At 55.4% G+C, this 23599-nt stretch carries 25 protein-coding genes and 1 tRNA gene; 17 read left to right on the forward strand and 9 right to left on the reverse strand.

Annotation, left to right across the window (positions count from 1 at the left end):
* Positions 1-12 precede the first annotated feature (12 nt).
* The 12 genes from H0247_RS11830 to ccmI all read left to right on the forward strand — a co-directional run bounded on the left by H0247_RS11830 (position 13) and on the right by ccmI (position 9915).
* A complete protein-coding gene (locus H0247_RS11830) occupies positions 13-1887 on the forward strand; it encodes a heme lyase CcmF/NrfE family subunit (protein WP_180742707.1) in 1875 nt (624 codons plus the stop codon).
* A complete protein-coding gene (gene nrfF, locus H0247_RS11835) occupies positions 1880-2281 on the forward strand; it encodes a heme lyase NrfEFG subunit NrfF (RefSeq protein ID WP_180742708.1) in 402 nt (133 codons plus the stop codon). The genes H0247_RS11830 and nrfF overlap by 8 nt, the downstream gene beginning before the upstream one ends.
* Complete coding sequence (nrfG, locus tag H0247_RS11840; RefSeq protein WP_180742709.1) at positions 2278-3108, forward strand: heme lyase NrfEFG subunit NrfG; 831 nt, start codon at positions 2278-2280, stop codon at positions 3106-3108. The genes nrfF and nrfG overlap by 4 nt, the downstream gene beginning before the upstream one ends.
* A gap of 201 nt (positions 3109-3309) precedes the next feature.
* Entirely contained in the window at positions 3310-3942 is a 633-nt protein-coding gene (gene ccmA, locus H0247_RS11845; protein ID WP_180742710.1) for a cytochrome c biogenesis heme-transporting ATPase CcmA, read from the forward strand.
* On the forward strand, positions 3930-4586 hold the full coding sequence (gene ccmB, locus H0247_RS11850) for a heme exporter protein CcmB (protein ID WP_010276475.1): 657 nt from the start codon (positions 3930-3932) through the stop codon (positions 4584-4586). The genes ccmA and ccmB overlap by 13 nt, the downstream gene beginning before the upstream one ends.
* A 67-nt stretch (positions 4587-4653) precedes the next feature.
* Positions 4654-5394, forward strand: a complete 741-nt coding sequence (locus H0247_RS11855) for a heme ABC transporter permease (protein ID WP_180742711.1) — start codon at positions 4654-4656, stop codon at positions 5392-5394.
* The gene (gene ccmD / locus H0247_RS11860; protein ID WP_180742712.1) at positions 5391-5612 is read left to right on the forward strand and encodes a heme exporter protein CcmD; all 222 of its coding nucleotides are present in this window, start codon (positions 5391-5393) and stop codon (positions 5610-5612) included. The genes H0247_RS11855 and ccmD overlap by 4 nt, the downstream gene beginning before the upstream one ends.
* The gene (gene ccmE / locus H0247_RS11865) at positions 5609-6088 is read left to right on the forward strand and encodes a cytochrome c maturation protein CcmE (RefSeq protein WP_180742713.1); all 480 of its coding nucleotides are present in this window, start codon (positions 5609-5611) and stop codon (positions 6086-6088) included. Before ccmD ends, ccmE begins: the two co-directional genes overlap by 4 nt.
* Positions 6085-8040, forward strand: coding sequence for a heme lyase CcmF/NrfE family subunit (locus H0247_RS11870; protein ID WP_180742714.1), 1956 nt, complete (start codon positions 6085-6087; stop codon positions 8038-8040). The genes ccmE and H0247_RS11870 overlap by 4 nt, the downstream gene beginning before the upstream one ends.
* Positions 8037-8594, forward strand: a complete 558-nt coding sequence (locus H0247_RS11875; protein ID WP_180742715.1) for a DsbE family thiol:disulfide interchange protein — start codon at positions 8037-8039, stop codon at positions 8592-8594. The genes H0247_RS11870 and H0247_RS11875 overlap by 4 nt, the downstream gene beginning before the upstream one ends.
* Entirely contained in the window at positions 8591-9049 is a 459-nt protein-coding gene (locus H0247_RS11880; RefSeq protein WP_180742716.1) for a cytochrome c-type biogenesis protein, read from the forward strand. Before H0247_RS11875 ends, H0247_RS11880 begins: the two co-directional genes overlap by 4 nt.
* Complete coding sequence (ccmI, locus tag H0247_RS11885; RefSeq protein WP_180742717.1) at positions 9046-9915, forward strand: c-type cytochrome biogenesis protein CcmI; 870 nt, start codon at positions 9046-9048, stop codon at positions 9913-9915. Before H0247_RS11880 ends, ccmI begins: the two co-directional genes overlap by 4 nt.
* A 573-nt stretch (positions 9916-10488) precedes the next feature.
* Here the strand turns inward: ccmI and napC are convergent.
* From napC to napF, 7 genes are read right to left on the reverse strand one after another with little or no spacing between them, the layout of a single operon-like run.
* A complete protein-coding gene (gene napC, locus H0247_RS11890) occupies positions 10489-11091 on the reverse strand; it encodes a cytochrome c-type protein NapC (protein ID WP_219606718.1) in 603 nt (200 codons plus the stop codon).
* An 8-nt stretch (positions 11092-11099) separates the two neighbouring features.
* The gene (gene napB, locus H0247_RS11895) at positions 11100-11552 is read right to left on the reverse strand and encodes a nitrate reductase cytochrome c-type subunit (protein WP_180742719.1); all 453 of its coding nucleotides are present in this window, start codon (positions 11550-11552) and stop codon (positions 11100-11102) included.
* Positions 11549-12412, reverse strand: a complete 864-nt coding sequence (napH, locus tag H0247_RS11900) for a quinol dehydrogenase ferredoxin subunit NapH (protein WP_180742720.1) — start codon at positions 12410-12412, stop codon at positions 11549-11551. Before napH ends, napB begins: the two co-directional genes overlap by 4 nt.
* Entirely contained in the window at positions 12399-13091 is a 693-nt protein-coding gene (gene napG / locus H0247_RS11905; protein WP_180742721.1) for a ferredoxin-type protein NapG, read from the reverse strand. Before napG ends, napH begins: the two co-directional genes overlap by 14 nt.
* A gap of 5 nt (positions 13092-13096) precedes the next feature.
* Entirely contained in the window at positions 13097-15583 is a 2487-nt protein-coding gene (gene napA / locus H0247_RS11910; protein WP_180742722.1) for a nitrate reductase catalytic subunit NapA, read from the reverse strand.
* The gene (gene napD, locus H0247_RS11915; RefSeq protein ID WP_180742723.1) at positions 15580-15915 is read right to left on the reverse strand and encodes a chaperone NapD; all 336 of its coding nucleotides are present in this window, start codon (positions 15913-15915) and stop codon (positions 15580-15582) included. Before napD ends, napA begins: the two co-directional genes overlap by 4 nt.
* Positions 15912-16448, reverse strand: a complete 537-nt coding sequence (gene napF, locus H0247_RS11920; protein ID WP_180742724.1) for a ferredoxin-type protein NapF — start codon at positions 16446-16448, stop codon at positions 15912-15914. The genes napD and napF overlap by 4 nt, the downstream gene beginning before the upstream one ends.
* A 251-nt stretch (positions 16449-16699) precedes the next feature.
* On the opposite strand from napF, the gene narQ reads away from it, so the two are divergent.
* Positions 16700-18418: a nitrate/nitrite two-component system sensor histidine kinase NarQ gene (gene narQ, locus H0247_RS11925; RefSeq protein ID WP_180742798.1), complete on the forward strand. Its 1719-nt coding sequence runs from the start codon at positions 16700-16702 to the stop codon at positions 18416-18418.
* Between the two features lie 47 nt (positions 18419-18465).
* A complete protein-coding gene (gene narP, locus H0247_RS11930) occupies positions 18466-19098 on the forward strand; it encodes a nitrate/nitrite response regulator protein NarP (protein WP_180742725.1) in 633 nt (210 codons plus the stop codon).
* 355 nt (positions 19099-19453) lie between these two features.
* On the opposite strand, the gene H0247_RS11935 is transcribed toward narP, so the two are convergent.
* Positions 19454-19530 (reverse strand) — tRNA-Val (locus H0247_RS11935).
* 345 nt (positions 19531-19875) lie between these two features.
* On the opposite strand from H0247_RS11935, the gene H0247_RS11940 reads away from it, so the two are divergent.
* Together H0247_RS11940 and H0247_RS11945 are read left to right on the forward strand one after the other, a co-directional pair.
* On the forward strand, positions 19876-20190 hold the full coding sequence (locus tag H0247_RS11940) for a multidrug efflux SMR transporter (protein ID WP_180742726.1): 315 nt from the start codon (positions 19876-19878) through the stop codon (positions 20188-20190).
* Between the two features lie 397 nt (positions 20191-20587).
* On the forward strand, positions 20588-21379 hold the full coding sequence (locus H0247_RS11945; protein ID WP_180742727.1) for an HAD-IIB family hydrolase: 792 nt from the start codon (positions 20588-20590) through the stop codon (positions 21377-21379).
* Positions 21380-21425: 46 nt separating this feature from the next.
* Here the strand turns inward: H0247_RS11945 and H0247_RS11950 are convergent, their stop codons facing one another.
* The gene (locus H0247_RS11950; RefSeq protein ID WP_180742799.1) at positions 21426-22199 is read right to left on the reverse strand and encodes a DeoR/GlpR family DNA-binding transcription regulator; all 774 of its coding nucleotides are present in this window, start codon (positions 22197-22199) and stop codon (positions 21426-21428) included.
* Between the two features lie 79 nt (positions 22200-22278).
* Between H0247_RS11950 and H0247_RS11955 the strand changes: the two genes are divergently transcribed.
* Positions 22279-23544, forward strand: coding sequence for a metallophosphoesterase (locus tag H0247_RS11955; protein ID WP_219606719.1), 1266 nt, complete (start codon positions 22279-22281; stop codon positions 23542-23544).
* Positions 23545-23599: the final 55 nt, after the last annotated feature.

The following is a 23599-nucleotide window of genomic DNA, read 5'->3' on the forward strand; positions in this document are numbered from 1 at the left end:
AGAGGCCTGTTGATGTTGCTATTGCCAGAATGTGGATATGTGGCGCTGTTGCTGGCGGTGTGCGCCGGTGTAGCGACGGCGTTGCTGACATTTTCAGGCTACTCCCTGCGCTGGTCGGGCACGTACCGACTGGCGCGGTGCTGGACGTTGGTGCTGTTTGGCCTGGTACTGTTTGCGTTTGTCGCGCTGACGCTGAGCGTGGTGCAGGATGATTTCTCCGTTAACTACGTCGCCCAGCATAGCCATCGTGATTTACCGCTGGGGCTAAAAATGGCGGCGGTCTGGGGCGGACATGAAGGATCGCTGCTGCTGTGGCTGTTATGTTTAACTGGTTGGAGCGCCGCGTTCGCTTGCCGCTATCGTAAGGCGACAAACGATCTGTTCCCACTGACGTTGGCGGTGCTGGCGGTAATAGCGACCGCGCTGCTGGTGTTCATTGTCTTTTTCTCCGATCCCTTTGCGCGTCTCTTCCCGCCTGCGGTAGCGGGGAGGGATCTCAACCCCATGCTGCAACACATTGGCCTCATCCTCCATCCGCCGTTGCTCTATCTGGGTTATGGCGGGTTAACCGTAAGTGCGGCACTGGCGTTAGCGACGCTGATTCACGGTGCGTTTACGGCACCGGTCGCCTGGATTTGCTGGCGCTGGACGCTGCCCGCCTGGAGCCTGTTAACGCTGGGCATTATCCTCGGATCGTGGTGGGCCTATAACGAACTGGGCTGGGGAGGATGGTGGTTCTGGGATCCGGTAGAGAACGCCTCGCTGCTCCCGTGGCTCACGGCCAGCGCATTACTACACAGTCTGTCTGTCACCCGCATGCGCGGCATCTTCCGCCATTGGTCGCTGATATTGGCGTTGCTGACGTTCATTTTATGCCTGCTGGGCACGCTGATTGTGCGCTCCGGGATACTGGTTTCCGTCCATGCCTTCGCCCTCGAACATGACCGCGCGGTGCCGCTATTTATCCTGTTTGCCTGCTTAAGTATGGCGGCGCTGGCGGTTTATGGCTGGCGTGCTCAGCTTGTCCGCTCTGTTGCCCGCTTCTCCGGCTGGTCGCGGGAAATCGCGATACTGCTGGTGCTGCTGTTATTCAGCGCCGTCGCCCTAGTGGTGCTGCTTGGCACGCTTTACCCGATGATTTACGGGCTGGTGGGGTGGGGAAAGATCTCCGTGGGCGCGCCCTATTTTAACCGTGTGCTCTTGCCCTTCGGCGGGGTGATGCTGTTGCTCATTGGGATAGCGGCAGGTGGTTATTGGAAACGCAGCGCGCGATGGCCTGTGCGGCGTGTAGTCGTAACGCTGACGGTCGGTGTCGTCACCGCGCTGGTCTTATGGCCGTATGGGGTCGCCGTCGCACTGGCTGCGGGTTTGATCGGCTGGGTCATGGCCGCGCAGTGGTTGCAGCCGCTGTCGGCGATACGTCAGCAGCTTCCTGCATTGTTGGCGCATACGGGCGTGGCGCTGTTTGCTCTGGGGATTACATTTTCTGCGGGCAGCAAGCAGGAAATCAGCGTCAACGTGGGGCAGGGAGAACAGGTCTCGCTGGGCGACTACCAATTTCGCTTTTTACAGCTGGATTTAGTGGCGGCGCAGAATTATACCGCAGAGCAGGCCGTGATTGCGATTTATCGCGGCGATTCGCCAATCGCCCGCATTATGCCGGAGCGCCGTTATTACAACGCACGCAAGCAGCAGATGATTGAACCGGGTATTGCCTGGGGGCCGATCAGGGAATGGTATGCCGTGATGGGAGAGAAAACCGGCGAAAACCGCTACGCCATGCGTTTCTATGTGCAAACTGGCGTCCGCTGGGTGTGGGGCGGCGGCCTGTTGATGGTCGTGGGCGCACTGCTGGGGTGGTTCAGAGGAAGAAAAGCCTATGACTAAACACATTGCGTTTCTTCTTATGCTGCTGACTTTCTCTGTGCAGGCTCAAGTGGTGGATACCTGGGCGTTTTCCAGTCAGGCACAGCGGCAGGAAGCGATGGCGATTGCCGGCGAATTGCGCTGCCCACAATGTCAGAACCAGAGCCTGCTGGAATCGAATTCGCCCGTCGCGGTCAGCATGCGCCATGAGGTCTTTTCCATGGTGGGACAGGGCAAGGACAAGTCAGACATTATCGCCTTTATGAATCAACGCTATGGCGATTTTGTTCAGTACAACCCGCCGATGAAAATGCAAACGGGCATTCTCTGGTTCACTCCGCTGTTTTTGCTGTTAGCGATTGCCGTTATCGCGTGGCGGGTGATACGGCGACAGAACCGTGGGGCAAGCTTATGAACCTGTTAAATCTCGTATTCATTGCTGTCGCGATTACGATTCTGGCTGCCGGGCTGTTATGGCCGCTGTTGCCCCAACGCAAGCCGGAAGGGGAGGACAAGCTACTGCGTTTAGCCGATCGCATCTGGCACTTTCAGTGCGAGCAGGCAGGGAAGCATCTTTCTGAACATGAAGCCCGAATGCTGGGTCGCGAACTGTCTCACGACCTGCCGTTAACGTCATCCTCTTCTTCTGCACCGCGCCCGATGCCTGTCATCGCCGTAGCAGTTGCGATCGTCGCTATCCTGTTGGGCAGTGCGATGTTCTACATGCTAAGTCCGCGTGCAGCGCTGGTTCAGGCGGAACGCCAGCGGCTGGCCGATCCGCTACACGATTTTAGTGTCGCGCAGCAGCAGGAAAAGCAGCTTGCTGCCTTGCAGGGCAACATTCGTAAAACGCCGGGCGACAGCGTCCTCTGGGCTGAACTGGGTGAATATTATCTTTACCGCAACGCGTATGACAACGCGCTGCGCGCCTATCGGCAGGCGATTGCGCTGAAGGGCGATAGCGCGGAGCTGTATTCAGCGCTGGCGACGGTGTTGTATTACCAGGCGGGTCAGAGCGTCACGCCATCGATGCAGGAAATGGTCGATAACGCGCTGGCGCTGGATGCCAATGAAGTGACGGCGCTGATGCTGCTGGCGTCTGATGCGTTCCTGAAAGCGGACTATGCGCGCGCGATTACGCTTTGGCAGCGCCTGCTGGATACCTACAGCCCGCGGGTTAATCGTGTCCAGTTGATCGAAGCAATCAACACGGCAACGCTGCTGAAGAACAGCCAGAAATAGTGCGCGATAACCCTTGAATCAGAGGGACAAGCACGACTTTTTGCACCGTCATAATGACGAGAATAACCGGAATCACCGATTTTATTGATCTCAATAAAAAAGATTAACTCTTTAGGGTTACGGCCCCCGAGAGGGGGAGTAAGGGCGCCATGTTATTCTATACCCAGGGTATATGGCATTAGAAAGTAGGAGTACACCCCGATGTTAGAAGCGCGCGACGTGGTTTGCATACGCGATGAGCATGTGCTGTTCAGCGCGTTGTCGTTTACGGCAAGCCCCGGAGAAATGGTGCAGATTGCCGGCGCTAACGGCGTGGGTAAAACGTCGCTGTTGCGTATTTTAAGTGGTCTTGCGACGCCAGAATCGGGGGAAATCTGCTGGCGGGGGCAACGTATTGATCGTATGCGCGAGCAGTTTAACCAGCAGCTTCTGTGGTTAGGCCATCAGCCGGGTATCAAGAGCGTCCTGACCGCTGAAGAAAACCTGCGCTTTTTCTATCCGCAACAGGATCAGGATGCACTCTGGCAAGCGTTGGCTGCTGTCGGGCTGGCAGGGTATGAAGACGTGCCCGTGGCGCGTCTTTCTGCTGGGCAACAGCGTCGCGTCGCGCTGGCGCGTTTGTGGATTACCGACGTCCCGCTGTGGATTCTGGATGAACCGCTTACCGCGCTTGATGTGGCGGGCGTCGACATGCTGACGCAGCGTATGGAACACCATATTGCGTGCGGCGGCATCATCATTTTAACCACCCATCAGCCGCTGCGTCCGTTCGCACAGAGTATTCGTTGTATCTCGCTGACGCCGAGTGAGGGAACCCCATCATGCGGCGTCTGATTGCCAGAGAACTGCGCGTCGCGTTGCGCAATAACGCGGAAATCCTCAACCCGCTGTGGTTCTTCCTGATCGTCATCATTTTATTCCCTCTGGCCATTGGACCGGAGCCGCAGCTATTGATGCGTGTGGCGCCGGGCGTGGTGTGGGTCGCGGCACTGCTCGCGTCTCTGCTGGGGATGGATCGGCTTTTCCGCGACGACTATCAGGACGGGTCGCTGGAACAGCTGACGCTGCTGCCGTTGCCGCTGCCGCTAGTGGTGCTGGCGAAAGTGGTGGTGCACTGGATGGTCAGTGGGCTGCCTCTGTTACTGCTTTCCCCGCTGGCGGCGCTGTTGTTTGGGCTGGACAGCCACGGCTGGCGGGTAATGGCGCTCACGCTGTTGCTTTGCACGCCCACGCTCAGTTTTCTGGGGGCGATTGGGGCGGGATTAACGGTCGGGCTGCGCCGCAGCGGCGTGTTGTTAAGCTTGCTGGTCTTGCCGCTCACCATACCGCTGTTGATTTTTGCGACGGCGGCGGTCGAGGCCGCCATGATGCAACTGCCGGTGGGCGGGTATCTGGCGATCCTCGGTGCTTTTCTGGCGGGCAGCGCCACCCTGAGCCCGTTTGCTACGGCAGCGGCGTTGCGGGTGAGCATACAGTAATTTTCCGATCTCAGGATCGCCTTCATCGTCCCGCTGGGATGAGTTTTACGCAGAGTGAGCACACGTTATGTTGAAAAAGCACTATCAGCTTACGCAGCCGGATCGCCTCTATGGCCTTTGCGGCAGGCTTATCCCCTGGTTTGCCCTGCTTAGCGCGGCGCTGTTGATCGGCGGTTGCCTACTGGGATTTGGATTTGCGCCGGCGGATTATCAGCAGGGGCAAGGGTATCGCATCATGTACCTGCACGTGCCGGCGGCCGTGTGGTCGATAGGCGTTTATGCCGTGATGGCGATATTTGCGCTGATCGGGATAATTCGGCAGTCAAAAACGGCGGAGCTTGCCGTGGCGGCAATGGCACCGGTCGGCGCGGTGTTTACCTTTATAGCGTTAACGACGGGCGCCACCTGGGGCAAACCGATGTGGGGAACCTGGTGGGTCTGGGATGCACGCCTGACGTCGGAACTCGTTCTACTGTTTCTGTACGTGGGCATCATCGCGCTCTACAACGCGTTTGACGATCGCCGTCTTGCCGGTCGTGCGGCGGCCATTCTGGTGCTGGTGGGCGTAGTGAATTTACCCATCATCCATTTCTCGGTCGAGTGGTGGAATACCCTGCATCAAGCATCGACAAAAATGCAGAAAACGATCGATCCCGCCATGCGTCTCCCGCTGCGCATCATGATGCTAGGCTTTATGAGTTTATTCGTGACGTTGTCACTCATGCGGTTGCGTAACTTGATACTGGTACAGCAGCGCCGCGCCCCCTGGGTGGCTGCGCTGCTTAATAAAGGAGGAATAGCCCGATGAACATCGCTTTCACAAGCTGGCAGGATTTCTTTGCGATGGGTGGCTATGCCTTTTACGTCTGGCTGGCCGCAGTGCTCACGCTGTTACCGCTGAGTGCGTTGGTCGGTCATACCCTCTGGCATCGTCGTACATTGATGAACGACATCCGCCGCCAGCAGGCGCGCGAGCAGCGCAAAAGCACGGCCCGCCAGTCGAAAACGGTGGAGGTGGTGCAATGAGTGTACCGAAAACTCGCCTCTATGCCATTCTGGCAGTCATTTGCGGCGCGGTGTTGACGATTGCGTTGACGCTCTATGCACTGAGCTCAAATATCGATCTCTTTTATACGCCCAGCGAAATTCTTTATGGCAAGAACGAAACGCAGGAAAAACCGGCGATCGGGCAGCGCTTGCGCGTCGGCGGCATGGTGATGCCGGGCAGCGTGCGTCGCGACAGCCAAAGTCTGGAAGTTCGCTTCACCGTTTATGATGCGCAGGGCTCCGTGGAGGTGACCTATAACGGAATGCTGCCAGATCTGTTCCGCGAGGGGCAAGGGGTGGTAGCACAGGGCATTCTGGACACCGACGATCACATCGTGGCGAAAGAAGTGCTTGCCCGACATGATGAAAACTACACGCCACCGGAAATTAAGGCGGCGATGGAAGGGCAAAACGGTCATGCAACGGCAGCGGGCACAGAGGGTAAACGGTTATGATGCCTGAAGTAGGCAATTATCTGCTCTGTCTGGCGCTGGGCGTCGCGCTGTTGCTCAGCGTGTATCCGCTGTGGGGTGCGTCGCGTCAGGATACGCGTCTGATGGCGCTGGCGCGTCCGCTTGCCTGGGCGCTGTTTGCCTGTATTTTGGCGTCGTTCCTCGTGTTGGTGCATGCGCTGGTGATCAATGATTTCACCGTCCTCTACGTAGCCAACAACTCGAACCGCGCGTTACCGGTATGGTATCGCGTGGCGGCAGCGTGGGGCGCACATGAAGGGTCGCTGCTGCTCTGGGTGCTGCTGATGAGCGGCTGGACCTTCGCCGTGGCAGTGTTCAGCCGTGGAATGTCGCTGGATGCGGTCGCCCGCGTGCTGGCCGTCATGGGGATGATTAATGTCGGCTTCTTGCTGTTCATCATACTGACGTCGAATCCCTTTACGCGCACGCTGCCGGACTACCCGATTGACGGGCGCGATCTCAATCCGCTGTTGCAGGATGTCGGGTTAATCTTCCACCCACCCTTGCTCTACATGGGCTATGTCGGGTTCTCCGTGGCGTTTGCCTTTGCGGTCGCTTCGCTGCTGGCGGAACGGCTGGACAGTGCATGGGCCCGCTGGTCCCGACCGTGGACGCAGGCGGCGTGGTCATTCCTAACGCTGGGTATCGTGCTGGGTTCGGGCTGGGCGTATTACGAGCTCGGCTGGGGCGGCTGGTGGTTCTGGGATCCGGTAGAGAATGCGTCATTGATGCCATGGCTGGTGGGCACGGCGCTGCTGCATTCGCTGTCGGTCACCGAAAAGCGCGGCAGCTTCAAAGCCTGGACGGTACTGCTGGCTATCGGCGCATTCTCGCTCTGTCTGCTAGGGACGTTTCTGGTACGTTCCGGCGTATTGGTATCGGTGCACGCATTTGCCTCCGATCCGGCGCGCGGCATGTTTATTCTCGCGTTTCTGGTTATCGTCATCGGTGGTTCTTTGCTGCTGTTTGCCATCAAAGGCAACCGGGTACGAGCGCGGGTCACGAACTCGCTCTGGTCGCGTGAGACTTTCCTGCTCGGCAATAACCTGATCCTGATAGCGGCCACGCTTGTGGTACTACTGGGAACGTTGCTGCCGCTGGTGCATAAGCAGTTGGGCTTGGGCAGCATCTCGATTGGCACACCGTTCTTCAACTCCATGTTTACCTTATTAATGGCACCGTTTGCCTTACTGCTGGGCGTAGGGCCGCTGGTTCGCTGGCGACGAGATGAACCGCAAAAGCTGCGTAAGCTGCTGCTGATTGCGTTGGCCGTGACTGCGGCATTGTCGCTGCTGCTGCCGTGGCTGTTACAGGATTCGCTGGTTGCCATGACGGTGGTTGGTCTGTCGATGGCGCTGTGGGTGTTCTTCTTAACGGTATACGAGCTGCATAGCAATTCCACCCGTCGTCATGGTCTGCTGCGTGGTTTGACCACGCTCTCACTGAGCCAATGGGGCATGGTGTGCGGTCATATTGGGCTGGCGGTGACGGTCGTCGGGATCGCCTTTAGCCAGAATTATAGCGTTGAGCGGGATGTGCGGATGCGGGTGGGCGACAGTATTCAGATCCACGATTATCGTTTTACGTTTCAAGGCGTGCGTGATGTCGTGGGGCCGAACTGGCAAAGCGCTAAAGGAACGATTGAGGTGACGCACAACGGCAAACCGGAAGCGACACTGAAGGCGGAAAAACGCTTTTACAACACCAGCGGCGCGATCATGACGGAAGCCGCCATTGATGCGGGTGTGACGCGCGATCTTTACGCCGCCTTGAGTGAAAAGCTGGATGACGGGAGCTGGGCGGTGCGGCTGTATTACAAACCCTTTATCCGCTGGATTTGGTACGGCGGCGCGCTGATGGCGTTAGGCGGCATCCTGTGTATGTTCGATCCGCGCTATCGCCTGCGCCGCGCTGTTAGGGAGGCATCATCATGAGCCGCAAAATCTTGTTAATCCCGCTCGTCCTGTTTTTACTGCTGGCGGTGGCCTTGCTGTGGCAACTGGTGCGCAACAGCGACGGTGACGATCCGATGAGGCTGGAGTCGGCTCTGATTGGTAAACCGATTCCCGCATTTCGTCTTGAATCACTGGATCAACCGGGAAAGGTCTATAACCAATCTGAACTGAGCGATGGCAAACCGCTGCTGCTGAACGTCTGGGCGACGTGGTGCCCGACGTGCCGTGCCGAGCATCAATTTCTCAACACGCTGGCGGCGCAGGGGATTCGCGTCGTAGGCATGAATTATAAAGATGAACGCCCCAAAGCGGTGGAGTGGTTGAAGACGCTAGGCAACCCCTATGCAATGAGCCTGTTTGATGGTGACGGTATGTTGGGGCTGGATCTGGGCGTGTATGGCGCACCGGAAACCTTCCTGATCGACGGGAAAGGTATCATTCGCTATCGCCACGCGGGCGATCTCAACATGCAGGTGTGGCAAGAAACGCTGCAACCGCTGTGGGAGAAATACAGCAAGGAGGGGGGCGCATGAAAGTGCTGAGTTTCCTTGGTGCATTGCTGCTGTCGTTCAGCGTACTGGCGTCCTCCGAGGTACTGCGTTTTGACAACGACACGCAGGAGCAACAGTTTCGTGAATTAACCATGCAACTGCGCTGCCCGAAATGCCAAAACAACAGCATTGCCGATTCCAATTCGATGATTGCCTCGGATATGCGGCAGAAAGTGTACGAGCTGATGCAGCAGGGGCAAACGAAAGAGCAGGTTGTCGATTATATGGTGGATCGTTACGGCTACTTTGTGACATATCAACCGCCGATTACGCCTTTTACCATACTGCTATGGCTGCTGCCGGCACTGTTTCTGGCGACGGGGGCGTGGATGATTATTCGGCGTGCGCACCGAATCCGAAGTACCAAAGAACCCATGAGCGAACAGGATAAAAAGCGCTTGCAGACGCTGTTGGGACGTGAGGAGAAATCGGAATGATGCTACTGACTGCAACCATTGTGCTCTCGCTGATGGCGCTTTCTGCGCTGCTGCTTGCACCGTGGTCGTCACGGGGCGAATACGATCGTGATGCGATTAATCAGGCGCTGTATCGCGACCGTCTGCGTGAGCTGACTGCGGATGTGGCCAATGAGCAGGAACGCGCTCAACTGGTTGAAGAACTCCAGCATACGCTATTGCAGGATATTCCCGACGGCGCGAAGGCACAGCAGCGTCCGCTAAACCGCTGGATTTTGCTGCCGGGCATGCTGTTGCTGGTTATGGTCAGCCTCGGCGTATTTTGGAAGACGTCTGCGGTTAAGCGGGTGCAGGAATTGCAGCAGGTTGTTGCGCTAGCGCCTGAACTCATGACGCGAGCATTAGATCCGGATGCTGAACCGCTGACTCTTGAAGAGGTCGCGCGTCTCGGTTTGGGGCTGCGTAGTCAACTGGAATCTCAGCCAGATAATCCCCAAGACTGGTGGATGTTGGGGCGCATTGCGGGCTTGCTGAACAACTACGACATGTCCGTGCAGGCGTTTGCTAAAGCGTTCCAACTCGATCCGAAGAATACGGATCTGGCGCTGGACTATGCCGACCTGCTGTCGCGATCTACCGACCCGCGTGATAGCCAACGCGGTGGTGAGATGCTGCGTGAACTGATGAATTCCGGCTCGACCAATGTCCGCGTGCTGAGCCTGCTGGCTTTCAATGCTTATGAAGCCCAGCGCTATCAGGATGCGATTGACGCCTGGCAAATGATGCTGAAACTGCTCCCGCAAAACGACACGCGCCGTGCGGTTATCGAACGCAGCGTCGGACAGGCGAAAGCATCGCTGTCGGTTCAGGCAACGACGGGGAAGTAAATTCTTTTTATCTTCATAAAATAACGAAAGGGCGATATATCGCCCTTTTGTCATTTCTGTTGTTACGACGAAGGTTTCGTGCGCAATAAGAAGGGGCATTCTCTGCAACTCGCGTTGCACGCGCCCGACACGGAGCGGCTAAGGCCGCTCTCAGCATAGACGGAAACATTCGTTTTAAAATGACAATGTATTAAGTTCAATCTTTTGATTTTATGGGGTAAGTTCGCGTAAAGAATTGCGCTGAGGTGAGCGTGGCCGCCGGATGAGCGGCATGGACGCCGCGAAAGTCTGCGCCGTGCCGGGAGCACGTCGCAGGCGGTCCGATCAGCGGATACGAGCGCCGAAGGCACCGCGAAGCGGCGTAATTCCCCGCGAAAAGCCAGGGGTCGCGGGGCGACGGCAATTGAGCCGCCCCGCGTCGGGCGCATGCGACGCGAGTTGCAGAAAATCACATTACTTACTGCGCACGAAACCCTCACGGTACTTACAAGAATACGTTACTCCCGCTCGACGGACTTTGTCAGCTACGATAGGACGGCATATGCCGTCCCGAGTGTGGCGAAGAGGGGCGAGCTATAACCCGCTTTTGACGCCGTGCATGTCCGGCAGTTTGTGGGCGATGCCTTTGTGGCAGTCGATACAGGTTTGACCGAGTTTTATCGCGTCGCTGTGTTTTTCCGCTGCGACCGTTTTTTGCCCTGAAAAGTCCATATAGTCAACGTTGTGGCAGTTGCGGCATTCCTGAGAATTGTTATTTTTCATGCGCCGCCATTCGTTTTGCGCCATCGTCAGTCGATGTGCTTCAAATTTTTGTGGCGTATCGATGGTGCCCATTATTTTACCGTACAGCTCTTTACTGGCCTGAATTTTACGCACCATTTTCGGCACAAACTCATGCGGAACGTGGCAATCCGGGCAGGTGGCACGCACGCCGCTGCGGTTGCTGTAGTGCGCGGTTTCCATATATTCCTGATAGACGGTATTGCGCATTTCATGACAGCTGATGCAGAACGTCTCGCTGTTACTCATCTCCATGCCTTTCTGAGACGTTGCCAGAAAGAAAATACCACCCGCGAAGCCGATAATGAGCAACGTGCCCAGCGCCAGCCGGCTCGGGCGGCGCCACCATTGCCACAGTTGGCGTAACAACCGTCCTGCTTTTCCTGGTTGTTTCATAGAAAACCTCACTGTCCAAAGCCTTTAGAAGGGGCGAACGTGTTGCCGGTAATTGGCGCACTGTCCGCTTGCGGCACGTGGCATTGCAGACAGAAATGGCGTGCAGGGGCAACATTGCTCAGCACTTTGCCGTCTCTGTCGACAAAATGGGTCGGGCTAACGCGCGGGGCGCTGGTGGAACGATAATTCTCCACGCCGTGACACTGCAGGCAGCGGTTAAAGGTCGGGGTGACCTGATAGCCATCCACGCTATGCGGGATCATCGGTGGCTGGTTGACATAGTTGAGCGCCATACGTTCCTGCTGCTTCGGCATCCGGCTATTTCCCGGCTGTGTCGTGGCGACTTCTGGCGATTGGCTTAAATCGACCTGTGCCGTCGCTATCGCACTACCTACTGTTGTACTGCCCATTATCGCTAGGGCGGTGATCCAGCGAAACCATCCCATTCTCAGGCTTTTCATGACTTTGCTCCCGATTTCCATCTAAGGGTTATTTTAAAAACGTCTTCAGCGCAGACATCAATACAGCGTCCGCATGTTATGCAGTCTCGGTCAGTGACCTGTACCGGACTGTGTTTATCGAGCAAGGGCGAACGCAGCACCTGTGGTTCTGGACAGACATGGAAGCAGTCCATACAGCGCGTACAGCGTTCACGCTCAGTGACATTCACCGCCAGCGCGCCTTTACCGCCAAGCACACCGTACAGCACGCCAGTCGGGCACAGGTGTCCGCACCAGCCGTGTTCCACGACCAGCAAATCAAACAGAAACAGCGCCAGCAGCAGCCAGATACCTGCGCCAAATCCGAAAATCAGCCCGCGCCCCATCAGTGAAACCGGGTTGACCCATTCCCACAGCAGCCCGCCCGTTAGCGCACTCCCTGCCAGAATAAGGATCAGCAGCAGATAGCGCAGATTACGGGGGATCGTCGCCGAGGCGGTGATGCCAAAGCGACGACGTAACCAGGCAGCGAAATCGGTAAGCGGATTAACTGGGCAGACCCAGCTACAGAACAGGCGCTTGCCTGCCAGCGCATAGCTCAGTGCGATAATCAGCGCACCGACTAGCGCGAGCGTGGCGGGCAGATGACCGCTGGCCAGACTTTGCAGTACCATCAGCGGATCGCTGAACGGCACGGTGTCGAACAAGCGACTGGCGCTGTAGTTACCGTGCAGGATCCAAAACCCGAAGAGCGGACCGCTGAGGAACATGAGCAGCACCAGAGACTGGGTCAGGCGACGTAAGACCAGCCAGCGGTGACTGCGCCACCAGCCTTTTCTCGCCTGAGCTTCTCGTCCGGCGTCCTGCTTACGATTTGCCATCGCGTGCCTCCAGCCAACTGAAACGGTAGTGGTGTCCGAGTTCGCCTTTTGCCAGCGCGCGCGGTAAAACCTTGATCGCCGGCTGTTCCAGCACGCAGGCTTTTTCACACTTGCCGCAGCCGGTACAGATATCGCTATGCACGGTAGGCAGAAAACGGGCATGTTTCCCAGTGCGGGTATTGCGCTCTGGCTCCAGCGTGATGGCACTATCGATGAGAGGACAGACGCGATAGCAGACATCGCAACGTAGCCCCTGATAGTTCAGACAGTTTTCCTGATCGAGCAGCACCGCTAATCCCATGCGGGCGTCATCAATAGCGTCCAACGGCTGTAACGCCCCGCTAGGGCAGGCAACCACGCAGGGAATGTCCTCACACATTTCGCACGGGGTATCGCGCGCGACAAAGTAAGGGCTACCGGCTGCGGAGCCGGAAACCAGCGTTGCCAGCTTCAGCGTGTCGTACGGACAGGCCTGAACACATTGGCCACAGCGTATGCAGACACCGGAAAAAGCCGCCTCAGACAGCGCACCCGGTGGCCGCAACCGGAGTTCGTCGGCCTGAGCGCGCTGCTGCTGAATGCCAAGCACCGTCACCGCGGCGGATAAACCCGCAACGGCGCGGACGGCGTCACGCAGAAAACGACGGCGAGCAGGTGAAGCATTCTCCGGGCGTGCCATGTGCGCTACACCTTAGCCAGCTTGACGGCACATTTCTTAAAGTCCGTTTCTTTCGACAGCGGATCGGTCGCATCCAGCGTCAGGACGTTAGTCATCTGCGCAGCGTCGAAGAACGGCATATACACCAGCCCACGCGGTGGCTTATTGCGGCCGCGTGTCTCAACAATCGAGACGACTTCACCACGGCGCGAGATAATGCGGACTTTCTCACCGCGACGCAGATCGCGCGCTTTGGCATCCTGCGGATGCATAAACAGCACAGCTTCTGGGAAGGCGCGGTGCAGTTCCGGTACGCGACGCGTCATGCTGCCGGTGTGCCAGTGTTCCAGCACACGACCGGTGGAGAGCCAGAGATCGTATTCGTCGTCCGGCGCTTCGGCGGCAGGCTCGTAAGGCAGTGCGAAAATCACCGCTTTGCCATCCGGTTTACCGTAAAAACGGTAGGCTTCTCCCGCTTTGACGTAAGGATCGTGCCCTTCGCTGTAGCGCCACTGCGTTTCCTTGCCATTAACCACCGGCCAGCGTAGCCCGCGCACTTTGTGGTAGTCATCGAACGGTGCCAGGTCGTGACCGTGCCCACGGCCAAATGCGGCATATTCTTCAAATAGGCCTTTTTGCAGGTAAAAACCGAAGTCGCGAGATTCGTCGTTCAGCTGATTTTCCGCTAATTCACTGAGCGGGAAGCGTGTGGTGACATCGTTCGCAAACAGCACGTCGTAGAGCGTTTTGCCACGGTAGGCGGGTTTCTGCGCCAGAAGTGCTTCCGGCCATACTTCCTCGATGGCGAAGCGCTTGGCAAAGCTCACCACCTGCCACAGATCGGATTTTGATTCGCCTGGCGCTTTCACCTGCTGACGCCAAAACTGCGTCCGGCGCTCGGCGTTGCCGTAGGCACCTTCTTTTTCCACCCACATCGCGGTAGGCAAAATCAGGTCAGCGGACAAGGCGCTGATCGTCGGGTAGGGGTCAGAAACGACGATGAAGTTACGTGGATCGCGCCAGCCCGGCATACGTTCCTGATTGATGTTCGGGCCGGCCTGCATGTTGTTGTTACACATCACCCAATAGGCGTTCAGCGTGCCGTCTTTCAGTGCCCTGTCTTGTGCGACGGCGTGCAGGCCGATCTTTTCAGGAATGGTACCGGCCGGTAGCTGCCACAGTTTTTCCGCCATCGCGCGGTGTTTCTCGTTAGTGACGACCATATCCGCAGGCAGGCGGTGGGCGAACGTGCCGACTTCACGCGCGGTGCCGCAGGCAGAAGGTTGACCGGTTAATGAGAACGGCCCGCAGCCAGGCTGAGAGATCTTGCCCGTCAGCAGGTGGATGTTATAAACCAGATTGTTCGCCCAGACGCCGCGCGTGTGTTGGTTAAAGCCCATCGTCCAGTAGGAGATCACTTTCTTCTTCGGATCGGCATAGAGTTTTGCCAGCGCTTCTAACTGGTCGGCGGGAACGCCGCTGATCGCGACCGTTTTTTCCAGCGTATAATCGGCGACAAAGGCTTTGTACTCTTCAAAACTCATGGGTTCAGACGCATCCGAACCCGGGTTTTTCGCCGCTTTCTCCAATGGGTGCGTTGGGCGCAACCCGTAACCGATATCGGTCACGCCTCGGCGCAGGTTCACGTGGCGGGTAAAGAAGGCCTCGTTCACCGCATTGTTTTGAATAATGTAGTTGGCGATGTAGTTGAGAATGGCCAGATCGGTTTGAGGTGTAAACACCATGCCGTTATCCGCCAGTTCAAAACTGCGGTGCTGGTAGGTGGACAGCACGGCGACCGTGACATTGGTGTTCGACAGGCGGCGGTCGGTGATGCGCGACCAGAGAATCGGGTGCATCTCCGCCATGTTGGAACCCCACAGCACAAACGCATCGGTCTGTTCGATATCGTCGTAGCAGCCCATCGGTTCATCCATACCGAAGGTACGCATGAATCCGACTACTGCCGAGGCCATACAGTGGCGCGCGTTGGGGTCAATATTGTTGGAGCGGAAGCCCGCTTTGAACAGTTTGGCGGCCGCATAGCCTTCCCAAATGGTTGATTGCCCAGAGCCAAACATGCCTATCGCGTTCGGGCCTTTCTCCTTCAGTGCGGTTTTGAATTTCTCCGCCATGATGTCAAATGCCTGATCCCAGGAGATCGGCGTAAATTCGCCTTCTTTATCGAATTTGCCGTCACGCATGCGCAGCAAAGGTTGAGTCAGGCGATCCTGTCCGTACATGATTTTTGGCAGGAAATAGCCCTTGATGCAGTTTAATCCGCGATTAACTGGCGCGTCGGGATCGCCCTGACTGGCGACGATGCGGCCATTTTGCGTTCCCACCAGCACACCGCACCCTACGCCACAGAAGCGGCAAGGCGCTTTATCCCAGTGGATAGCATCGGACTGTTCGGTCACGGCACGAACCGCGGTGGGTATGGTGATGCCTGCGACCGCGGCTGCCGCTGCGACTGCGTTCGCCTTCATAAAGTGTCGTCGACTGAGTTTCATGGTATTTCCTCACCCTGAGCTTGTTGATCAAGAGGTTGTTCATCGAAAGCAAAAGATTGTTCATCGCAAAATTGTTCATCGAAAGACGGTTCATCAAGCTGGTGATAAACCAGCGAAACCGCCAGTACGCCTGTAAGCTCGCGTATTGACGCTATTTGTTTTAACAGCGTGTCTTCTGAATCTGATTCCAGCACCACGGCCATTTTTCCGGTATCGCTATCGCTGGCACCGACCTCGACATTGGGATAGGTCGCTAACGTCTCGCTGACGGCCGCCATCTGTGCCGTATTGACGTGAACCACTACACTGCAAACATGCCAGACTGTGCTCATCGGTTTTCCTGTTGCGTCAGGAGACGCGTTGGTGCGGTGTGATGTCCCGCGGTGATCTTTTTCATCGATATGGCGCCGACAGGGCAGCCGGAAATGCAGGCGCCACAGGTGATACAGGCGTCGTCGTCGATTGCCGGAGCCGCAACGCGTCCGAGAGTGGGACGAAACCGTATCGCTCCGGCTTCACACGCATCCTGACAGCTGCGGCATTCCACCTGATGTAGCGATAAACAGGCATCTTGGATCGTCAGGTGGTATTCCCACGGCGTCGTATGGCTCTCCGCGAACAGCGCTTGTGGACAGGCACGCGCGCAGTCGTAGCAGAACGTGCATTCGCCGCGCTGAAAATCGATGGTGGGAAAACCGCCCGAGCCGCGCTGAATGATCCCCGAATCGCAGGCATCAATGCAGGCGTTGCAGCGTATGCACTGGCTCAGAAACTGACTTTCTAGGCCGCTCCACGGCGGACGCAACGCGTTGTCTGCCTGCGGTAAGCCACCAGTCAGTAAGGAACGTCGGGAGAGGTTAGTCATGGCAGTTTGTCGCTCTGGCACGCAATGAAATATCCAATAGAAAACACGCTGTTTTTGTAGGGGTTACACTATTCCTCTTAGGCTGTATGCGATAATCACCCTTTAGAGGTAAATGGTGGTGCCGGATCAAGCTTATGTGGGATTCGCGTCTCATTGGCTTGCCTGTTCGGATGGTGATCGCGATAGTGGCGCTGAGATGCTGCTCTACTTATTCAGAGTAGATATGACGTTAAAGGGGATTGCTCGTTGTGATGGTCAAACGTCCTGTTTCTACCAGTCTGGCTCGCGCGTTTTTTTATATCGCGCTGCTCTCATTCCTGACGACGGGTATTGCGCTACTAACGCTGGCTAGCGGTTTACGCGATGCGGAAGCGATTAACGTCGCGGGCTCCATGCGTATGCAAAGCTATCGTATGGGATATGATCTACAGGGCGATCGCGCGGAACTAGAACCGCATCGCCGTCTCTATGCGCAAACGCTGGATTCCCCGGTTTTTCACCTGCTGGAGCGCTGGTATGTGCCGCGCGATGTACGCGATCGTTATGCTGCGCTGTTGCAGAGCTGGAAAACGATGGATGAGCGCCTGAGCGCGGGCGATCGGGTCTGGTATCAGGACAATATTGTGCACTATGTCACCCAGATCGATCGCTTTGTGTTGGCGTTGCAGCATTATTCCGAGCGCAAGATGATGATTGTTGTTGCGACATCAATAATGGGTTCGATCACTATCTATATACTGATCTTCTTTACGCTGCGCCGTATTCGTCGTCAGGTGGTCGTGCCGCTGAATAAATTGATGGCGGCCTGTACCTCCATCGAGAAAGGGCGGTTTACCCATTCACGGCTGGACGTTAATTTGCCGAACGAACTGGGCTTACTGGCACAAACCTTCAGTAGCATGACGGACGAACTGCAAAAGCTTTATCGTTCTCTGGAAGATAAGGTACGGCAGAAAACGCTACGCTTACAGGAAGCGAATCGCATGCTGAAGGTGCTGTATCACTGTTCTCAGGCGATGAATGTCAGCACCATCGACAGGCACTGCTTTCAGCAGATTCTGCAAATTGTTCGCCGTTATGAAACGGTCGGCTGTCTGGAAATGCGGGTCGGGGAAAACTGGCGCTTATGTGAAGGCCAGTTGGACGAGCAGGCTGCGTGGCAGGTCTTGCCCATTCGTTTGCAAGAGGTTGAGTTTGGGCAACTGCGCTGGCAGGCTTCAACGCAGCAGCCGTCTGCTCAGCTGATGGAAAGCGTCGCGAGTATGTTAGGGCGTGGCCTCTATTTTAATCAGGCGCAGAAGCACTACCAGCAGCTGTTACTGATGGAAGAGCGTGCCACCATTGCGCGTGAACTGCATGACTCACTGGCGCAGGTGCTCTCTTATCTGAATATCCAGATGACGTTGTTAAAGCGTGCGGTCGCGGAAGAGAATGCGCAGGCTCGGCAAATTATCACTGATTTTGAACAGGCGCTCAGTGATGCTTATCGCCAACTGCGGGAACTGCTGAGCACGTTCCGGCTGACGCTGCAACAGGCCGATTTGCCAGCGGCGATGCAGGAAATGATTGCGCCGCTGCGTGCGCAGACTCCGGCGGCAATCACGATTGATTGCCGGATCCCCACACAAGCGCTGGATGCTTCACAGCAGGTTCACCTGCTGCAAATCATCCGTGAAGCGGTGCTGAATGCCATTAAACACGCGCAGGCGACGGCGATTACCGTTAACTGCCGTACGCAACCTGATGGCCGTCATTGTGTGGATATTCGTGATGACGGCTGCGGTATTATCAATCAGGAGGAACCAGCGGGGCATTACGGTTTAAATATTATGCAGGAACGCGCCGAACGGTTGGGAGGAACGCTATCTATTGGCCTCCACCCTGAAGGGGGAACGCAGGTTAGCGTCTGTTTCTCGACGCCGACGGCAGCGCGTGAACGTGATAACACGAACAATTTCTATCCAGAATAATTCACAAATAAAACAATAATAAAATTCATATTACATTGGGGCTGGGCATGTCAGAAAAACCATCTTATCGAGTGTTGATCGTTGACGATCATCCGCTTATGCGTCGGGGAATCCGTCAGTTATTGGCAACCGATGCCATCTTTGACGTGATAGGGGAAGCCAGTAATGGCATGGAGGCACTTAGCCTCGCAAATCGGGATTCTCCCGATATCATCTTGCTCGATCTCAACATGAAAGGATTGAGCGGGTTGGATACGCTTCATGCGCTGCGGCACGATGGGATCTGCGCCCGCGTGATTGTGCTGACGGTCTCCGACGCGCCCAGCGATATTTATGCGCTGATGGATGCGGGTGCCGATGGCTACTTGCTAAAAGACAGTGCGCCGGAACACTTACTGGATGCTATTCGCAGCAGTGATGCCTTCAGCGAACAGGTACGTGACGTGCTGCGCCATCGTATCGCCATACAGGAGACGCCGTCGCCCTTTACCGTATTGACGGAACGGGAACTGGACGTACTGCAAGAAGTGGCTTCGGGACTATCCAACAAACAAATTGCGAGTGTGCTGTATATCTCAGAAGAGACGGTAAAAGTACATATCCGCAACATGCTGCGCAAACTCAACGTGCGCTCCCGCGTCGCCGCCACGGTGCTTTATTTGGAAACACGCGGCCAGTAGGCCGCGTTGTTGTCTGGTTGATGAGACGATACTTTGGTCTGACTTAGCGTTTGTAACCAGTTCATCAATAGGCGTACCGCTGGAGCCAGTAACTCCTTTGATTCATCGTCCCATGATAGGCCGGTATTCTTTGAGCATAAATAACGAATGCTTTATTACGAATTGAACCCAAAAGAAGAAGGACTCTAGCCAGCGCTATTTATCGCAGTAACCTGAATTTGAATACATTAGAATATACAACGGGAAAGTGTCGGGATTTAATTAAGTTTTTCGAGGCTAACAATATACGAGTGGGATAATTTCAACTCACATTCATTAACCTACGGGCGTAGGATAATATTTACAGAACATGAATTGGTACGACCGAGTGGACTCGAACCACCGACCCCCACCATGTCAAGGTGGTGCTCTAACCAACTGAGCTACGGTCGTACAGTAGATAACATCTTAATCAGTAACGTTTTGATTAGAATGCTTTTCTTCATTCCAGCGTTTGGAATGGGCGCTATTATGGACGGCTCCTGCGCTGGTGGCAAGTGCTTTGTTTACCATGTTCTTTCAAGTGTCGAATGTTTAGCCGGATTTGCGTTCTGAGGTTAACTATTTACCGAATTGAAGCAAAACTCGCGAGACTCAGGACGGTTGAGGACATACTGGCTTTACTCCCAGATACCGCAACGCTATCGTATCACGGCATAGCATCCTGACAGGGGACGACCCCTGACGCGAAAAGGATTCACGGGACGACCCCTATTCGATGTTTAAGGAGAGCAGGGTATGGCCTGGTTTCTATTAGCACTTGCCGGTTTGTTTGAAATTGTCTGGTCTTACAGCATGAAACTGTCTGATGGTTTCACGAAAGTAGGCGCCTCGGTTGTCACGATTGTCGCTATGATTATCAGCTTTGCGTTGTTATCCATGGCAATGAAATCTCTCCCCTTGGGGACGGCTTACACCATCTGGACGGGAATTGGCGCGGTAGGGGCGTTTGTGGTGGGATTGATCTTCCTGAATGAACCCGCAAATGCGATGAGGATTGTCGCCGCGCTGTTGATCGTCAGCGGTCTGATTCTGATGAAGCTATCTTCGTAACGTCTGCTTTCTGAATAACACATTGCATCTGAACGTCAGGTTCGTCTTCATTTGATCATCTGGCGTGTGGCAGAGCCATCGTCACCTGACTCTGCCATTTTCTCTCATTTCCTTAATGCTCATTATTGGTTGGTTTTGCTTTTTATTGCTTACTGTCAATAAGCACTATGGTGATTCCTGTGTGATATCTCAATAAATGTGGCGTAATGTGATCCTTGTCGTGCGTCACATGCTCTTTTTGGTGTATTTTATTTCATATCGAGCTAAATCGAGCATTTGCGGTTAATCATCACGTCAGTCATCTAACACACCGCACAAAAGTGAGATCTCTTGGTTCAGGCAGGTTACGGCCTGACTCGCGGCTATCTGTGTACGTACAATCTGAAAGGGGAGTGGAATGATCAAGTTGGTAATTACCGATCTGGACGGCACGTTTCTTCACAGCGATGGCGATTACAACAGAGCCTTGTTTGATGAGGTTTATGCCTTAATGAAAGAGAAGGGCGTGCGGTTTGCTGTCTGCACAGGCAAGCAGTGTGAGCGGGTCGAAGCGCTGTTTGGCGATGCTGCAAAAAATATCTGGATTTTGGGAGACAGCGCGACGCGCATCAAATATCAGGGGGAGTATGTTTACCAGTCACTGATTAAAAACCGTCTGGCCTTGAGCCTGATTGGTGTGCTGGAAAGCGTAGACGATCGGCACGTAATCATCGGTTGTACGCCACACGGTGCGATGGTGAAGGAAACGATCGATCCTGCCTTACTGGAAAAGGTGAAAAAGTCGTACACCAATGTGACGCTGGTCTCCAGCTTTGCTGCCGTGACCGATGACTTTGTGAAAATCACGGTTTATGACCCAGAAGGCCACTGCCACGAGACGGCAAAGTATCTCGATGCCTTTCACGATTATGCTTATATCGTGGTCTCTGAAGCGGCCTGGATCGACATTGCTGATGTTGGTGTACACAAAGGGCACACCGTAGATATCCTTCAGGAGAAATTGGCGATTACGCCAGAGGAAACGATGGTGTTCGGCGACGGTTACAATGATATTGAGCTAATGAGCCGCGGGGCTTACAGCTTTGCGATGCGCAATGCGTTTGAGGAAACCAAAGCCACCGCGAACTTTGTTGCCCGCAGCAATGACGAGGATGGGGTACTCAACACGATAAAGCTGCTGCTTTCATGAATTGAACCGCATGAGGCGAACCGGCAGCCGCTGTGCTACCGTCGTGTTATCTGGCAATAATCAGGTCCAAGTTTTTTTCGCTTAATGCGCTCTGACAGGTAAGTGAGATTTCATCATCGGTCACCAGCGCGGTAATATCATCACACCCAGCGACGCGATAGCGAGCCAAAGCGGAGATCTTATTGGCAGTTAGCGCGACGATCACTTCGCTGCTGCGGGTGACCAGGCACTTTTTGAACTCTGCATCGTCATATTCAAAAACGGTCAGGCCTTCATTGGCGTCAAAGGCACAGCCTCCCAACAGGCATTGATCGAAATACATCTTCTCTAGTTGCCTGAGCGTATCGATACCAATCGCGCCGCCGACCTCTCTCTGGATCCTTCCGCCAAGAAAAATCACTTCTACATCCTGATGTTGCATCAGTTCTGTCGCGATAATGGGCGAATTGCACACGGCGGTAAATTTCAGACCCTGCGGGAGCTGCTTCGCCACGGCCAGATTGGTCGTTCCCGTGTCAAAGAAGACGCAGCCATTAGGCTTTATCAACGGGATAACGGCCTGAGCGATGCGGTCTTTCTGAACAGCGTCAATACTCGCTCGACTGGCAAAATCGATGGCCTCTGGCGGCATACTAACCGCACCGCCGTAGACACGCTTACAGGCACCGGATAGCGCCAGTTCTTTCAGGTCACGCCGTATGGTGTGCTCGGATACGTTCAATTCACGTGAGAGCTGGGCGCAGACGACTTTGCCTTCCTCGCTGAGGATCTGCCGGATTTTGGCTTGCCGCTGCTCGGGAAAATCGGTGTAATCGAACATATATGTCCTTGGTTCATCAAAATGATGCACAACCTGCTGCCAGCGAGCAGGCTTCATTCTGGTCAATGATGTGTACAGCATGGAATTGCGCCATGTTAATCTGCACCTTCTGGCAACACAACACCTCTACCGTGTTGATCTGCAATGCGTGAGCCATAGTGTAAAATTTACGCGTTACTATACCGACATCACCGATAAAGAGAGAAAAATAGCCGTGTTTCATGTCATTACTGGGCTTATCGCCCTCTATGTTATCTGGCGTCTGGTCTGGCGCTTGCGTGTTGGTGTGCCTCTAAAGCGCATATTGGCGGTGTTAGTGTTGCTGGCTTCACAGCATCATCTGATTACGCGCACCTTTTTTGGCACGATGGCGTCGCCGGAAGTGCCCGCATTTGTCCTGATGATTCTGGGATGGGCGTTTGGCGCGCTGCTGATAACCGCATTCCTGCTGTTGGCCATCGATCTGCTCGGCGTTGTGGGGCGTTTTTTATCCCGCTCGGTTGGGAATGTGTTGCTGAACAATAGGGTGCTGCGTGGTGGCATTGCCGTGGTGGCGATGGGGCTGGCGGCGGTAGGCGTTTGGGAAGCGGTGCGCGTTCCTGACGTTCGTACGGTCGAAGTCGAGTTGAAACAACTGCCACCTGCGCTGGATGGCTTCCGGCTGGTGCAGCTCACGGATTTACATGCCAGCCGTCTGTTACAACGCCCCTGGATGGAAGCTGTAGTGGCAAAAACCAATGCGCTTAAGCCCGATCTGACGGTGATTACCGGCGATCTGGCTGATGGCACCGTGAATGCCCGTCATGATGATATGGAGCCGCTGCGTAACCTGACCGCGCCACACGGCGTGTTTGCCATTGTGGGCAACCATGAATATTACGTGGAATATACGCCATGGGTGCAGCGGCTGAATGCACTGGGTTTGCGCCTGTTGCTCAATGAACAAGTGTCGATCGGTCGCGATAATGCCACGTTTGTGCTGGCTGGCATCACCGATCGCACCGCCGCTGATTTTCAACAGCCGCTGCCAGATACGGGCGCGGCGCTCAACGGAATAGCGCCGGATAGCGCCGTTGTTATGCTCAGCCATCGGCCAACGGGAGCGAAAGAAAATGCGCATGCTGGCGTGGATTTACAGCTCTCCGGCCATACGCACGGCGGTCAGGTGTTGGGCATGCATTGGGTGACGCAGATGGCGAATGAAGGCTATGTGTCCGGCAGCTATGACGTGGATGGCATGCATCTGTACGTGAGCAATGGCACAGGCCTGTGGAACGGCTTTCCGATCCGCTTAGGGAAACGCGCCGAAATTACCCAGTTCATACTCCGTTCATCTTCGCTGTAGGTTGTTTGTTGGGTGCTAACAGAGTTTGCGGCTTCCCCAAAGAGGCCGCAATGAT

This window comes from Pectobacterium sp. CFBP8739 (assembly GCF_013449375.1).
In the GTDB taxonomy this organism is placed as follows: domain Bacteria; phylum Pseudomonadota; class Gammaproteobacteria; order Enterobacterales; family Enterobacteriaceae; genus Pectobacterium.

What these genes read in the sequence shown, in the direction of transcription:
- H0247_RS11955 (WP_219606719.1), top strand. Translation starts at nt 22,279, where the DNA reads ATGGAATTGCGCCATGTTAATCTGCACCTTCTGGCAACACAACACCTC.
- nrfF (WP_180742708.1), top strand. Translation starts at nt 1,880, where the DNA reads ATGACTAAACACATTGCGTTTCTTCTTATGCTGCTGACTTTCTCTGTG.
- napG (WP_180742721.1), bottom strand. Translation starts at nt 13,091, where the DNA reads ATGGCACGCCCGGAGAATGCTTCACCTGCTCGCCGTCGTTTTCTGCGT.
- ccmE (WP_180742713.1), top strand. Translation starts at nt 5,609, where the DNA reads ATGAGTGTACCGAAAACTCGCCTCTATGCCATTCTGGCAGTCATTTGC.
- narP (WP_180742725.1), top strand. Translation starts at nt 18,466, where the DNA reads ATGTCAGAAAAACCATCTTATCGAGTGTTGATCGTTGACGATCATCCG.
- napA (WP_180742722.1), bottom strand. Translation starts at nt 15,583, where the DNA reads ATGAAACTCAGTCGACGACACTTTATGAAGGCGAACGCAGTCGCAGCG.
- H0247_RS11880 (WP_180742716.1), top strand. Translation starts at nt 8,591, where the DNA reads ATGAAAGTGCTGAGTTTCCTTGGTGCATTGCTGCTGTCGTTCAGCGTA.
- narQ (WP_180742798.1), top strand. Translation starts at nt 16,700, where the DNA reads ATGGTCAAACGTCCTGTTTCTACCAGTCTGGCTCGCGCGTTTTTTTAT.
- napD (WP_180742723.1), bottom strand. Translation starts at nt 15,915, where the DNA reads ATGAGCACAGTCTGGCATGTTTGCAGTGTAGTGGTTCACGTCAATACG.
- ccmD (WP_180742712.1), top strand. Translation starts at nt 5,391, where the DNA reads ATGAACATCGCTTTCACAAGCTGGCAGGATTTCTTTGCGATGGGTGGC.
- ccmB (WP_010276475.1), top strand. Translation starts at nt 3,930, where the DNA reads ATGCGGCGTCTGATTGCCAGAGAACTGCGCGTCGCGTTGCGCAATAAC.
- ccmI (WP_180742717.1), top strand. Translation starts at nt 9,046, where the DNA reads ATGATGCTACTGACTGCAACCATTGTGCTCTCGCTGATGGCGCTTTCT.
- ccmA (WP_180742710.1), top strand. Translation starts at nt 3,310, where the DNA reads ATGTTAGAAGCGCGCGACGTGGTTTGCATACGCGATGAGCATGTGCTG.
- napC (WP_219606718.1), bottom strand. Translation starts at nt 11,091, where the DNA reads ATGAAACAACCAGGAAAAGCAGGACGGTTGTTACGCCAACTGTGGCAA.
- H0247_RS11950 (WP_180742799.1), bottom strand. Translation starts at nt 22,199, where the DNA reads ATGTTCGATTACACCGATTTTCCCGAGCAGCGGCAAGCCAAAATCCGG.
- napH (WP_180742720.1), bottom strand. Translation starts at nt 12,412, where the DNA reads ATGGCAAATCGTAAGCAGGACGCCGGACGAGAAGCTCAGGCGAGAAAA.
- H0247_RS11830 (WP_180742707.1), top strand. Translation starts at nt 13, where the DNA reads ATGTTGCTATTGCCAGAATGTGGATATGTGGCGCTGTTGCTGGCGGTG.
- nrfG (WP_180742709.1), top strand. Translation starts at nt 2,278, where the DNA reads ATGAACCTGTTAAATCTCGTATTCATTGCTGTCGCGATTACGATTCTG.
- napB (WP_180742719.1), bottom strand. Translation starts at nt 11,552, where the DNA reads ATGAAAAGCCTGAGAATGGGATGGTTTCGCTGGATCACCGCCCTAGCG.
- H0247_RS11945 (WP_180742727.1), top strand. Translation starts at nt 20,588, where the DNA reads ATGATCAAGTTGGTAATTACCGATCTGGACGGCACGTTTCTTCACAGC.
- napF (WP_180742724.1), bottom strand. Translation starts at nt 16,448, where the DNA reads ATGACTAACCTCTCCCGACGTTCCTTACTGACTGGTGGCTTACCGCAG.
- H0247_RS11870 (WP_180742714.1), top strand. Translation starts at nt 6,085, where the DNA reads ATGATGCCTGAAGTAGGCAATTATCTGCTCTGTCTGGCGCTGGGCGTC.
- H0247_RS11855 (WP_180742711.1), top strand. Translation starts at nt 4,654, where the DNA reads ATGTTGAAAAAGCACTATCAGCTTACGCAGCCGGATCGCCTCTATGGC.
- H0247_RS11940 (WP_180742726.1), top strand. Translation starts at nt 19,876, where the DNA reads ATGGCCTGGTTTCTATTAGCACTTGCCGGTTTGTTTGAAATTGTCTGG.
- H0247_RS11875 (WP_180742715.1), top strand. Translation starts at nt 8,037, where the DNA reads ATGAGCCGCAAAATCTTGTTAATCCCGCTCGTCCTGTTTTTACTGCTG.